The organism is Pseudomonas sp. LS44, from assembly GCF_024730785.1.
GTDB lineage: Bacteria > Pseudomonadota > Gammaproteobacteria > Pseudomonadales > Pseudomonadaceae > Aquipseudomonas.
This window is the reverse complement of the sequence record NZ_CP102830.1, coordinates 579,647-592,802: the sequence shown is the minus strand read 5'-3', so window position 1 is coordinate 592,802 and position 13,156 is coordinate 579,647. Positions and strand designations below refer to the sequence as shown.

10 protein-coding genes are annotated in these 13,156 nt (G+C 64.8%); 3 read left to right on the top strand and 7 right to left on the bottom strand.

Going from position 1 to position 13,156, the window contains the following annotated elements; translation table 11 throughout:
• The first annotated feature begins 206 nt into the window (after positions 1–206).
• Positions 207–2,096: a 1-deoxy-D-xylulose-5-phosphate synthase gene (gene dxs / locus NVV93_RS02675; RefSeq protein ID WP_258252920.1), complete on the top strand. Its 1,890-nt coding sequence runs from the start codon at positions 207–209 to the stop codon at positions 2,094–2,096.
• A gap of 153 nt (positions 2,097–2,249) precedes the next feature.
• Here the strand turns inward: dxs and NVV93_RS02670 are convergent, their stop codons facing one another.
• The 4 genes from NVV93_RS02670 to msbA form a co-directional block, all read right to left on the bottom strand.
• Entirely contained in the window at positions 2,250–3,461 is a 1,212-nt protein-coding gene (locus NVV93_RS02670) for an acyl-CoA dehydrogenase family protein (RefSeq protein ID WP_258252919.1), read from the bottom strand.
• A gap of 13 nt (positions 3,462–3,474) precedes the next feature.
• Positions 3,475–4,758, bottom strand: a complete 1,284-nt coding sequence (locus NVV93_RS02665; RefSeq protein WP_258252918.1) for an acyl-CoA dehydrogenase family protein — start codon at positions 4,756–4,758, stop codon at positions 3,475–3,477.
• Between the two features lie 110 nt (positions 4,759–4,868).
• The gene (gene hldE / locus NVV93_RS02660; protein WP_258252917.1) at positions 4,869–6,290 is read right to left on the bottom strand and encodes a bifunctional D-glycero-beta-D-manno-heptose-7-phosphate kinase/D-glycero-beta-D-manno-heptose 1-phosphate adenylyltransferase HldE; all 1,422 of its coding nucleotides are present in this window, start codon (positions 6,288–6,290) and stop codon (positions 4,869–4,871) included.
• 35 nt (positions 6,291–6,325) lie between these two features.
• Complete coding sequence (gene msbA / locus NVV93_RS02655; RefSeq protein WP_258252916.1) at positions 6,326–8,134, bottom strand: lipid A export permease/ATP-binding protein MsbA; 1,809 nt, start codon at positions 8,132–8,134, stop codon at positions 6,326–6,328.
• Positions 8,135–8,248: 114 nt separating this feature from the next.
• Between msbA and NVV93_RS02650 the strand changes: the two genes are divergently transcribed.
• On the top strand, positions 8,249–9,439 hold the full coding sequence (locus tag NVV93_RS02650; protein WP_258252915.1) for an O-antigen ligase family protein: 1,191 nt from the start codon (positions 8,249–8,251) through the stop codon (positions 9,437–9,439).
• Positions 9,436–10,095, top strand: a complete 660-nt coding sequence (locus NVV93_RS02645; RefSeq protein WP_258252914.1) for a lipopolysaccharide kinase InaA family protein — start codon at positions 9,436–9,438, stop codon at positions 10,093–10,095. The genes NVV93_RS02650 and NVV93_RS02645 overlap by 4 nt, the downstream gene beginning before the upstream one ends.
• Before the next feature lie 147 nt (positions 10,096–10,242).
• Here the strand turns inward: NVV93_RS02645 and NVV93_RS02640 are convergent, their stop codons facing one another.
• Genes NVV93_RS02640 through NVV93_RS02630 form a run of 3 tightly spaced genes read right to left on the bottom strand, consistent with a single transcriptional unit; the run spans position 10,243 to position 13,156 of the window.
• On the bottom strand, positions 10,243–11,103 hold the full coding sequence (locus NVV93_RS02640; RefSeq protein ID WP_258252913.1) for a glycosyltransferase: 861 nt from the start codon (positions 11,101–11,103) through the stop codon (positions 10,243–10,245).
• A complete protein-coding gene (locus NVV93_RS02635) occupies positions 11,100–12,248 on the bottom strand; it encodes a glycosyltransferase (RefSeq protein ID WP_258252912.1) in 1,149 nt (382 codons plus the stop codon). Before NVV93_RS02635 ends, NVV93_RS02640 begins: the two co-directional genes overlap by 4 nt.
• The gene (locus NVV93_RS02630) at positions 12,245–13,156 is read right to left on the bottom strand and encodes a glycosyltransferase family A protein (protein ID WP_258252911.1); all 912 of its coding nucleotides are present in this window, start codon (positions 13,154–13,156) and stop codon (positions 12,245–12,247) included. Before NVV93_RS02630 ends, NVV93_RS02635 begins: the two co-directional genes overlap by 4 nt.

The window sequence follows — 13,156 nt, the reverse complement described above, 5'->3', positions numbered from 1 at the left end:
GTTCCCCCTCTCCGAACTGCCTCATAGCTCGCCTTTCCTCCCCTCTCCCACTGGTGGGAGAGGGGCCGGGGGAGAGGGTGTGCACCCGCCAACCGGCTCGCAATCGCCAACCGGCCGCTTCATCTACACCCTCGCCTCGCCGATTGGGCAGCTTTCGGCGCTTCGGGTAAACTGCCGCATCTTTTGTACGCCTATAACGAACCCTGATGCCGACGACTTTCCACGAGATTCCCCGTGACCGCCCTGCCACCCCGCTGCTCGACCGCGCGGCGACGCCGGATCAGTTGCGCCGGCTGGCCGAAGCCGAGCTGGAAACCCTGGCCGATGAGTTGCGCCAAGACCTGCTGTACACCGTCGGACAAACCGGCGGGCACTTCGGCGCGGGCCTCGGCGTAGTCGAGCTGACCATCGCCCTGCACTATGTGTTCGACACCCCCGACGACCGCCTGGTGTGGGACGTCGGTCATCAGGCCTACCCGCACAAAATCCTCACTGGGCGCCGCGAGCGCATGCTCAGCCTGCGCCAGAAGGACGGCGTCGCCGCCTTCCCGCGCCGCTCGGAAAGCGAGTACGACACCTTCGGCGTCGGCCATTCCAGCACCAGCATCAGCGCTGCCTTGGGCATGGCCATCGCCGCCAAGCTGCAGGGCAGCAAGCGCAAGAGCGTGGCGGTGATCGGCGACGGCGCACTGACCGCCGGCATGGCCTTCGAGGCGCTTAACCATGCCTCCGACGTCAAGGCCAACATGCTCGTGGTGCTCAACGACAACGACATGTCGATCTCGCGCAACGTCGGCGGGTTGTCCAATTACCTGGCGAAGATTCTCTCCAGCCGCACCTACGCGAGCATGCGCGAGGGCAGCAAGAAGGTCCTGTCGCGCCTGCCCGGCGCCTGGGAGATCGCCCGCAAGGCCGAAGAGCACGCCAAGGGCATGCTGGTCCCTGGCACCCTGTTCGAGGAGCTCGGCTGGAACTACGTCGGCCCCATCGACGGCCACGACCTGCCGACACTGCTGGCCACCCTGCGCAACATGCGCGACCTCGAAGGCCCGCAGTTCCTGCATGTGATCACCACCAAGGGCAAGGGCTTTGCCCCGGCTGAGGCCGACCCGATCGGTTATCACGCGATCACCAAGCTCGAACCGATCAACGCTCCCGTTGCACCCAAGCAAGCCTCCGGACCGAAATATTCCAGCGTGTTCGGCGAGTGGTTGTGCGACATGGCTGCCAGCGATGAGCGCCTGCTCGGCATCACCCCGGCGATGAAAGAAGGCTCGGATCTGGTGGCCTTCAGCGAACGCTTCCCGGCACGCTATTTCGACGTCGCCATCGCCGAGCAGCACGCCGTGACATTGGCCGCCGGCATGGCCTGCGAAGGTGCCAAACCGGTGGTGGCGATTTACTCGACCTTCCTGCAGCGCGCCTACGATCAGCTGATCCACGACGTCGCGGTGCAGGACCTCGACGTGCTGTTCGCCATCGACCGCGCCGGGCTAGTTGGCGAAGACGGCCCGACCCACGCCGGCAGCTTCGATCTGACCTATCTGCGCTGCATCCCCGGCATGCTGGTGATGACCCCCAGCGACGAGAACGAGCTGCGCCGCATGCTCACCACCGGCTATCTGTTCGATGGCCCGGCGGCGGTGCGCTACCCACGCGGCAGCGGCCCGAATACACCGATTGAGCAGGCGCTTGAGCCGCTGGAAATCGGCAAGGGCGTGATCCGTCGCCAAGGCGAGAAAATCGCGTTACTGGTGTTCGGCGTGCAGCTAGCCGATGCGCTGGTCGTCGGCGAAACGCTGAATGCGACGGTGGTCGACATGCGCTTCGTCAAACCGCTCGATGAAGCACTGGTCCGCGAGCTGGCTGCCAGCCACGACTTGCTGGTGAGCATCGAGGAAAACTCGGTCATGGGCGGCGCCGGTAGCGCGGTCGGCGAGTTCCTCGCCACCGAGCAACTGCTCAAGCCACTGCTGCAGCTGGGCCTGCCGGACTATTACGTCGAGCACGCCAAACCGGCACAGATGCTCGCCGAATGCGGCCTGGATGCCGCCGGTATCGAGCGCAGCGTACGGGCCCGCCTGGCGCAGCTGTAGCCCACGGCGCTTTTCAAAGCGGCGGGTTGCACCCGCCCTACAGGTCGCTGATCGAATAGCCCGCAGGATGGGGCGAGCGCAGCACCGTAGCCCGGATGCAATCCGGGGCTGGCCCATGCGTCCACTCCGAATAGGCCAACCGTACCGCCGGCGCTACTTCAGCTCGCTGGAACTCTTGCCCAGCAGACGCCGGGCAATGATCAGCAACTGGATCTGTTGGGTGCCTTCGAAGATGTCGAGGATCTTCGAGTCGCGCGCCCACTTCTCCAGCAGTTCATCCTCGCCATAACCCAGCGTCCCAGCCAGCTCGACGCATTTCAGCGTCACTTCATTGGCGACCCGCCCGGCCTTGGCCTTGGCGATCGAGGCCTCTTTGGAATTGGGCAGCTTGTTATCGGCCATCCACGCCGCCTTCATGGTCAGCAGGCGCGCCGCTTCCCATTCGGCTTCCAGGCGATAGAGCGTCGCTTCGGCATGACTGGCGACCAGTAGCGGCTTGTCATAGGCGAACGAACAGCCCGATTGCTGGAGCAACTCACGAGTGCGATCCAAAGCCGCTTTGGCCACCCCAATGGCCATCCCGGCGACCAGCGGACGGGTGTTATCGAAGGTTTCCATCACCCCGGCAAAGCCCTTCTGCACATCGATTTCGGCATTGCCGAGCAAATTGGCGGCCGGCACCCGGCAGTCGTTGAAGCTGATCGAGGCGGTGTCCGAGGCCTTGATGCCGAGCTTCTTCTCCAGCCGGGTGACGCTCATGCCCGGCGTGCCGTGCTCGACCACGAAGGATTTGATCGCCGCCCGGCCGAGGCTTTTGTCCAGCGTCGCCCAGACCACTACCGCGGCCGCGCGCTGGCCGGAGGTGACGAAGATCTTCTCGCCGTTGAGGATGTAGTCATCGCCATCCTTGATCGCCGTGGTGCGGATCGCCGCCGAGTCGGAACCGCAGCCCGGCTCGGTGATCGCCATCGCCGCCCAGGTGCCGCGAAAGCGCTGCAACTGCTCCTCGTTGGCCACCGCGGCGATGGCCGCATTGCCCAGGCCCTGGCGCGGCATGGCCAGGAGCAGGCCGACATCGCCCCAACACAGCTCGATCACGCCGAGCAGCGCGGCCAGGTTGCCGCCGTTCTTGATCCCCGCGTGCGGCTCCTGCTCGGCGCCACGCTTGCTCGCCGAGGTGGCGCCCACGGCGTCCGGCGAGCCGGCGTTCATGCCGTCGAGCAAGGCGGCGAGTAGATCGAGCTCCTTCGGGTAGGTGTGCTCAGCCTTGTCGTACTTGCGCGACAGCGGGCGGAAATAATTAGCCGCCACCTGCTGCGCCTGCTTGCTCAGGCCACTGAATTTTTTCGGGATTTCCAGGTTCATGAGTGTCGTCCCTTTATAACTGCAAGCCGCCGGCCATCAAAGCCACGGCACGTAGATCGCGATACCAGCGCTCGGCCGGATGCTCCTGGGTAAAGCCGTGACCGCCGAGCAATTGCAGCGCGTCGGTGCCGATCTTCATCGCCTTCTCGGCGCACAGCAGTCGCGCCAGGTAGGCCTCGCGATGAAACGGCAGGCCGGCCTCGGCACGCGCACAGGCGCGCCAGACCATCAAGCGCATGGCATCCACTTCGATGGCGAGGTCAGCAACCATGAACGCCACGCCTTGCCGATGACTGATCGGCTCGCCAAACGCGACGCGCTCGTTGCAGTAGCCGACCACGTAATCCAGGGCCGCCTGCGCGGTGCCCACTGCCAGCGCGCACCAGGCCAACGCGGCGTGGTCGAGGAAACTCTGGTAATCGAAGTCGCTGGCGGCCAAGCGCTGTGCGGCGGCGACTTTGACGTTCTTCAGGGTGATGCGTGCCGTGCCGCCGGCCTTGAGACCCATCGCCGGCTCGGCTGTACGGGTTACGCCCTTGGCGTCGGCGGGCAGCAGAAATAGCGCCGGGCCCTGCTCGCTGTGCGCCGCAATAATCAGCTGACTGGCCTCCAGGCCGCGCAGCACCAGGCATTTCTCGCCGGATAGCACGTAGTGCTGGCCCTTGCGCTTGGCCTGGGTGCGCAGCTTGAGCGGATCGAACAGCACCTGCGCTTCGTTCACGGCGATGGCGATAAGCGGCGCTGGTGCGTCGGTGACGAACGCCGGCAGCCAGCGCGCCTGCTGCTCGGGCGCGGCCCAGCGGCGGATACAGTTGGCCGCCGACAGCGGCACCAGCAGCGCCGCCGCCAAGGCCAGGTCGCCCTGCCCAAGTGCCTCGGCGATCAGTGCATTGCTGAGCGTAGTGCGCGAGCCGGCCAGACCGCCGTGCGCTTCACCGACGCCGTAATGCGCCAGCCCCAGCTCGTGAGCCTGATTGAGCAGTGCCGCGGGGATCGTCGCCTGGGCATCGGCATCGTGCGCCGCCGGGCGCAACACCTCGGCGGCAAAGGCACCCAACATCTCCACCAGCATCTGCTGATCGTCGCTCAGGGACAGATCGAACAATTCGTCGACGCCCGGCGCGCGCGCCACACTGCGCGGCTTGGCAGCCCGTTCGGCGGCCAAGCGAAAGCCCGCACGGCTACCGGTGTAGACGAGTTTTTCGATGGATTTGCGGAGTTTCAGGCGATCAGGCCAGTCGGCCTGGGCCATGCGATTGAGCATGGCCAGGGCGCGTCCTCGGGCATCGGAACTCATGGGCGGCTCGCTCCATACGGCAGGAAGATGCCCGAAGCATGCGCGCCGCCGCCACTCGCGCCAATGACCGGCCTGCCGCGCCGGGCTGGCAGGTCAGTCAGTTACCCCAATCAGCGGCTGCGGATTTTCTCGACGATGGCGGTGGTCGAGCTGTTTTCCACCAGACCGAGCACTTTCACCGTGCCGCCATAGGATTTGACCAGCTCGGCACCGACCACCTGGTCGATGCCGTAGTCGCCGCCCTTGACCAGCACGTCCGGCCTGACCTGGGCGAGCAACTGTTCCGGGGTGTCTTCGCTGAAGCTCACCACCCAGTCGACCGCTTCCAGGCCGGCGAGCACCGCCATCCGCCGGTCGACCGCGTTAATCGGTCGACCCGGGCCCTTCAGGCGGCTGACCGAGGCGTCGTCGTTGACCGCCAGAATCAGTCGATCGCCCTGGGCGCGCGCCTGCTCCAGATAGGTCACATGGCCGGCGTGCAGGATGTCGAAGCAGCCATTGGTGAAGACGATCTTCTCGCCATGGGCGCGGGCGTCCTCGATGCTAGTGAGCAGTTGCTCGAGGCTCAGCACGCCACGCTCAGAACCCTCCTCGCGCTGCACGGCGCGGCGCAGTTCCGGAGCACTGATCGCCGCAGTACCGAGCTTGCCGACCACGATACCGGCGGCCAGGTTGGCCAGTGCCACGGCTTGCGGCAGTTCTTCGCCAGCAGCCAGCGATGCGGCCAGGGTGGAAATCACCGTGTCACCGGCACCGGTGACATCGAACACTTCGCGGGCCCGGGCCGGCAGGTGCAAGGCCGGCTGGTCGGGGCGCAGCAGGGTCATGCCGTGCTCGCCGCGCGTCACCAGCAGGGCACCGAGCTCCAGCTCGTGCATCAATTGCGCGCCCTTGCTGACCAGCTCGTTCTCGTCGGCGCAACCGCCGACGATAGTTTCGAACTCATGCAGATTGGGAGTGATCAGGCTGGCGCCACGGTAGATGCTGAAATCCTTGCCCTTAGGGTCAGCCAGCACCCGCACACCACGCGCGCGGGCGATCTGGATCAGCGCCTGATGGTTCTTCAGCGCGCCCTTGCCGTAGTCGGAGAGGACCAGCACCTTGACGCCGTCGAGCAGCGCATCGACATCCCGCGCCAGCGCCGCGGCATCGGTGGCGAACGGCTCTTCGAAGTCCATCCGCAGCAGCTGCTGGTGGCGGCTCATGACCCGCAGCTTGACGATGGTCGGTTGCAGCGGCAGGCGCTGGAAACGGGTTTTCACCCCGGCGCCGGCCAGGCTGGCGGCCAGGCTGGCGGCGGCCTCGTCCTCGCCGGTGACACCGATCAGCGACGCCGGTGCACCGAGCGCGGCGATGTTCAGGGCGACGTTGGCGGCACCGCCCGGACGGTCCTCGATTTGATCGACACGCACCACCGGCACCGGCGCTTCGGGGGAAATCCGCGAGGTACTGCCGTGCCAGTAACGATCGAGCATGACATCACCGACCACCAGCACGGGGGCCTGATCGAAACGGGGCATGGCTAACTTCATGGCAACTCCGGGCCTTGGATAAGGGGGTAATTTTATCAGGCGATATCCGCGGGCGCGCCTTCTTCCAGGCCCATGGCGTGCAAGCGGGCATAGTAGCCCTTGAGCGCCAGCAACTCGGCGTGGGTACCGCGCTCGACGATACGCCCCTGATCCATCACCAGGATCAGGTCAGCCTTCTCGATGGTCGACAGGCGATGTGCGATCACCAGCGTCGTGCGCCCTTGCATGACGCGATCCAGTGCGGCCTGGATATGCCGTTCGGACTCGGTATCCAAGGCCGAAGTCGCCTCATCCAGCACCAGCAGCGGGGAATTCTTGAGCAGGGCCCGGGCGATCGCCAGGCGCTGGCGCTGGCCGCCGGACAGCAGCACGCCGTTCTCGCCCACCTCGGTGTCGAAGCCGCGCGCCAGCTTGTCGATGAATTCCTTGGCATAGGCCGCCTCGGCCGCCTGCTCGATATCCGCCCGCGGCGCGTCAGCCAAGTCGCCGTAGGCGATGTTGTTGGCGACGCTGTCGCTGAACAGGGTCACCTGCTGGGTGACCAGGGCGATGTGCCGGCGCAGGTTGCGTAGGCGGTACTGCTCGACATCGACGCCATCGAGCAGGATCTGCCCTTGCTCGTGGTGATAGAAGCGCGGGATCAGGTTGGCCAGGGTCGACTTGCCGCTGCCGGAACGGCCGACCAGGGCGATCATCTGCCCGGGTTCGGCGGTGAAACTGATGTCGTCCAGCACGCGCTTGTCCGCGCCGGGATACTGGAAGCTCAGGTTGCGCACTTCCAGGCGGCCGCTGACGCGCTCGCGCTCCACAGTGCCATCGTCGCGCTCCGCCACTTCATCCAGCTGCTCGAAAATGCTCTCGGCACCGGCCACACCGCGCTGCACCGTCGAACTGACTTCCGACAGCTGGCGGATCGGCTTGGGCAATAGGCCGGCGATAGTGATGTAGGCGACCAGATCGCCCGCCGAGGCGTCGCCACGCAACCAGAGCACGAGGAACATCAACACCGCCATGGCGCTGAAGATCACCAGCTGCAGCATCGGGGTGTAGACCGCACTGGTCTTGGTCATGCGCAACTGCTTGTCGGTGTTGCTCTGGCTGGCGGCGAGGAAGCGCTTCTGCTCGTAGGGTTCACCGCCGAAGCTGCGCACCACCCGGTAGCCCTGGATGGTTTCCGAGGCCACATGGGTGACGTCGCCCATAGCCACCTGGATCTTCTTGCTCTGCTTGCGAAACTTGCCACTAGCGCTGCTGACCATCAGAGCGATCAGCGGCAGGATGGCGAGCATCACCAGGGTCAGCTTCCAGTTCATCCATAACAGGGTGGCAAACAAGAAAATCACCGTCATGCCTTCGCGGATCACCACTTTGATCGCATCGGTGGCAGCCCCGGTGACCATGGTGACGTTGAAGGTGATGCGCGAGATCAGGTGGCCGGAGTTGTGGCTGTCGAAATAGCGGTTGGGCAGCACCAGCAGGTTGTTGAACAAGGCCACCCGCAGGTCATGCACCAGCCCCAGGGAAACCTTGGCCAGGAAGTAGTTGCCGAGGAAGGAGCCCAATCCTTGCCACAGGGCAATCAGCACAATCAGCAAGGGTACCGCCTGCAACAATTTCAGGTCGCGCAGATAGGGAATCTGCGGGAAGAGCACGGCGTCGGGATTGGTCAGGCCATCGACGAAGTATTTGAGCATGCCGCCCAGCATCGGCTGGGTGGAGGCGAAGATGATGAAGCCGAGAATACTGACCAGGAACAGGCCGGCGTAAGGCTTCACATAACCCAGCAAGCGGAAATAGATTTTCAGACTGGAAGGCCGCGAGGCACTCGGATGCTGATCGCTCATGCGCCCATGCTTTGACGTAGGAAAGGGCGACCAGCTTAGCACAGCGACGGCTGCCACTTCCCGGCGGATGCTTTAAGATGCCGGCGTCCCTGGCCACATATGCAGAACTCTCGCGTGCCTCTCTCCGCCTCGCCACCGTTTTCCCGTCTCCAACTGAACCAATTCATCGCACGGCGCTGGCTGCCTCTAGGCTACCTCGTCCTGCTCAGCGGATTGTTCTGGGTAGGCGAGCGCAACCACTACTCCAAGCTCTACTATCTCCTGATGGCCTTCCCCGCCTTGCTCGGCCTGATCGCCCAGCCCCGCGCACTGCTGCAGCTGCTGCGCACCCCCATCGTATTGGCCTTCCTCGCCTTCGCCGCCTGGCTACTGCTCAGTCTGAGCTGGACCAGCAGCACAGAAAATCTCGCCTCGCTAGCCAAACGTCCGCTCTATGTGTTCATGTTGTTCGCCAGTTGCACCCTGATGGTGCTGCACGACGAGCGCATGTTGCCGCGCCTGCTTCGGCTAGGCGCAGGACTGGCCCTGGTAGCCGCCCTCGTGATCCAGTCACTGCATTTCCTCACCCAGCCGCCGGATGGCCGCTTGATCGGCACCGGCGGACTGATCAATCCGCTGCTGACCTCCCACGTTCTCGGCTTCTTCTGCATCTATTGGCTCGCCGCCTGGGCCACGGAAGGGAAATCCCTGCGCGTCTATGGCCTCCTCGGCGCAGCCGTGCTGCTAGGCGCCGTCCTCGCCACCGGCTCACGCACCCCCTTGATGGCCATTGGTCTGGCCAGCCTCTGGTTAGCCCTGATGGCACCGCAGCGGCGCACGCTTTACTTGATCGGCGGCCTGAGCATTGCGGGCCTCCTATTGGCGCTGTGCTTTCCCGATCTGCTCCTAGCCCGGGGACTGTCTTATCGCCCTCAACTCTGGACCGCAGCCTTTGAACAGCATCAAACGCAGCCATGGCTGGGGCTTGGCTACGATGCCCCTTTGCAGCTCTGGATCGAGGGATTCACCTTTCCTTATGTCGACCCCCATAACGTTGGGCTGGCCGTAGCATTAGAGCTGGGCCTGGTAGGCTTGCTGCTCTGGCTGGTGCTGTACGGAATGGTGCTGGGTACCTGCGTCCACCATCGGGCAGATCAGCGCTTCCAACTCGCCTCGACTTTGGTGATCTACGGCTTGGCGGCGGGCATGACCGAAGGCAGCAGTTTCCTCTCCCGCCCCAACGAAAGCTGGTTCCTCATCTGGATACCGCTGTCCATGGTGGCCGCTCTCTCTATCAGCCAGCGCCTGCAGGCGGCCAAACCATGAGAACCTTGAGCCTCGGCGAGCTGGAAACTCTGTTGCAGGACGCCCAGGTCATCGAAGAGGATGGCTATGGCCTCAAGGTCGCACACCTGGTGGGCGGCGACTTCCTCAAGCTCTACCGGCGCAAACGCTTGCTCTCCTCCGCCCTATGGTCGGCGCCGGCACAACGTTTTGCCGACAATGCTCGGCGCCTGAACCAGCTGGGTATCCCGGCCCCGACCATCGTCGAGACCGTGCTGATCCCCGACCGCAGCCTGAACGGCGTGCGTTATCAGCCGCTGCCTGGGGAAACCCTGCGTGGCCGCTGGCGGGCTCTGGATGAAAACAGCCGCAGCAGCGAAATCAAGCGTTTCGGCGCTTTCCTGGGGCAACTCCATCAGCTCGGCGTGTACTTCCGCTCCCTGCATCTGGGCAATGTGCTGTACCTGCCGGACGATAGTTTTGGCCTGATCGACCTCTCAGACATGAAGATCGCCGGCCGACCCTTGGCGCGCTGGAAGCGCAGGCGCAACCTGCAACATATGTTGCGCTATGCAGAAGACATTACCTGGCTGGCCCGCCTGCACCGCAGCGCCTTGCTGAGTGGTTACTACCTAAGCTGCGGTAGCCAGGCCGCCCGGCAACTGGCCAAGGATCTAGAGCGCCTTTACCCCAGCTGAAGATGCTCAATGAGTGCGCCACTACAACGCCTACGACAACCGCTTGGCAAAACCACCCCAATACCTAGGCGCGCGGCGGGCCTAGGAAAAGCCCCTCAAGCCTGCTCGCCGGACATCACGGCCTTCCTCGGCCATGCGCGCACGCGGTCAGCCTAGTAGGAGGCGCCCCAAGGCCCGCAGCGTCTTGCTATCCCAATAGCGCAGCGGCAATCGCCCGAGCAACTCGCGCGCCAGCGGCTTATCCTCCCGCGCGCACTTGAGCAACATCGAGTTGATAAAGCGCGCGCAGACCTTGGCATAGGCCGGATGTGCGCTGAACTGGGCGTAGGTGCTCAGCACATTGTCGATCATGAAGCGGCGGTTCTTGTAGGCATTGCTGCCGTGAACGCGGTATTGGGCCAGCACCTCGGCCAACACATCGATGAAGTACCCGGCGCGGGTGATCTTCAGCTCGACCAGCAGGTCCTCGAGGCGCACCGAGGGATCGAAACCACCGACCCGCTCCAGCGCCTCGCGACGGAACAACAGGGTGGGCGCCGGCGCACCCGGCTTGTCGCCCTGAAACACATCCTCAAAATCCAGACGCCGGAAGGGTCGCTCGCGCTCACGTCCAGCCACCGGCCGCCCATCGGCATCAATGGTTTGAATATTGCCGGCACAGATGCCGGCTTCCGGCTTGCCCGCCATGTAAGCCACCTGAGTGGCGATACGGCCCGGCAGCATGATGTCGTCGGAGCCGAAAGGCGCGATCAGGCTGCCGCGAGAACGAGCGATCGCGTCGTTGAGCGTGCGCGCCAGGCCCTGGTTGGTCTGGACGCGAAAGTCGAAACCATGCTGCGCCTGCAATCGACGGATGCGCTCGACGCTGTCGTCCTGCGAGCCATCGTCGACCACCAGCAGTTCGATCTGCGCATAGGTCTGCGCCAGCACACTCAGAATGCTCGCCTCGATGTACGGCGCATGGTTGTAGGAGGCGATGATCACGCTGACCAGCGGCGGCGCGCTCATGGCGTCCCCCGCGGGCCGCCGGCGAGCAGCTCTTCCAGTAGCTCACGGTACTGTTGGCGGAAATCCTCGACGGCATGGGCGCGACACAGATAGGCATACGCGCGTTCGCCCTCCGCCGTGCGTGCTTCCGGACTCAGCGTCAGCACCGCGCGCAGCTGCTCAGCCAAGCCCTGCGGCTGGCCGACCGGGAAGATGCGCCCGCCACAGTCTTCGAGGATCGGTCGCAGGCTGTCGATGTCCGAGCCGATCACCGGCAGGTGGCCACTCATGCCCTCCAGCAGCGCCAGCGGCAAGCCTTCGCTAAGCGACGGCATGACGAACACATCGAAGGCCCGCACGTACTGCAGGGCATCGTCCTTGGCCCCGAGCAGCAGGACCCGGCCCTGCAGGCCGTGCCACGCGATCGCGGCCTCCAACTCGACCCGCGAGCGGCCTTCGCCGATGATCGCCAACATCGCCGCCGGCTGCTCGTCTTTGACCGCAGCGAACGCCTCCAGCAGGTGGATATGGCCCTTGACCGGAACCAGCCGGCCGATGGTGCCGAACACAAAGGCAGCGGCCGGCAGACCGAGCAGCTCACGGGCCTGCTGGCGCGGATGCTGAAGCTTCTCGGCGCGCACGATATCGATGGCGTTGTTGATCTGCCGGGTGTTGCTTGCAGTGAAGCCGGCGCCACAGTTGACCAGGTCATCGCGCACCGCCCGCGACACCCCAACCAGCCGCCAGGCCGACGTGAGCAGACGGCGCATCTCCCAGCGGCGATAGGCCCGGTCGTACTCGCCCAGACCGTGCAGGACGCCGATGCACGCAGGCACCTTCAACCAGCGATTGAGCAGCATCAGCATGTTGATCGGTTTGAAGCGATGCGCGATCACCGCGTCGTAGCGCTCCGCCCGGCAATGGCGAAACAGGGCCCACAACGCACGCAGACGCAGGCCCTTGGTTGCGCCTTGGCTGAAGCCGAAATAAATGGAACGCGGGGCCCGGCTTTCCGGCTCGCCGGGGCCCGGACGACCGCGCAGGAACGCGGTGGCGACCTCGAAGCGCTCCGCCGGCAGCCCTTGAATGACCTGCTCGGCCAAATCCGACGCGTTGACGTTGTAGCGGTTCTGCAATTGCAGCACTTTGAAGCGACGCTGGCTCACCGATTCCGCCCTTTGGATTTGAACAATACGCGCAGCGCCTTGCGCGTATAAGACCAGCGCAGCAGAACTGCGAAGTCGGCGCGTACCGCCTGGCGATAGAACTGCATGGCCGTGTCGAACTCACCGGCGCTGGCGAACGTGCGGAACAGCGACAGGCAGCGTTGGGCCAAAAACGCGGACTTCAGATCCTGCAGTTCGGCCGGCATGCGCGCCGGCGCAAACACTTCATCCACCAGCTCCAGACCGGTGGCCCGCGCATGCGTCAGGTTATGGCGCAGGCTGGTGGCGTGGCGGTGGATTAACGCCACTGGCTGATTCAGCACGCTGCAGGGGAACCCGGCCAACACCTGGGCGAACACCGGGATGTCCTCGGTACTGCGAAAGCGTTCGGGATAGCGGCCCGGGCCGAACACCTCGCGGTGCATGGCACAGGCGCCATTGGACAGGGCCACCGTCTTGTCGATCAGGTAGCCCCTCACACGCTGCCGCGGCGTCGCCGGCAAGGCCTTCACCTCGTGCAGCTTGCGCTTGCCGTCGGCAAACACCGACCTGTGCGCGCCGATCACCATCCGCGAGTCCGGGTTGGCCACGATGTGCTCGGCCAGCGCGGCCAATGCACCCTGGGCGAGCTCGTCGTCGGCATCGAGAAACACCAAAAAATCGCCGGTGGCCTCATCGATACCCAGATTGCGCACCGACGCCAACCCGCTATTCGCCTTGCGGATCGCCCGGAAGCGTCCCGGGTGCTCGGCCAGCAATTGGTCGAGCACCTGCGGCGTGTCGTCGGTGGAGCCGTCGTCGATGACGATCAGCTCGGCGGGTGCCTCGTCGAGCTGGGCCAGCACCGAGCGCACTGCGCGCGGCAGCGTCGCGGCGTAGTTGTACGCCGGGATAACGACGCTCAGCAT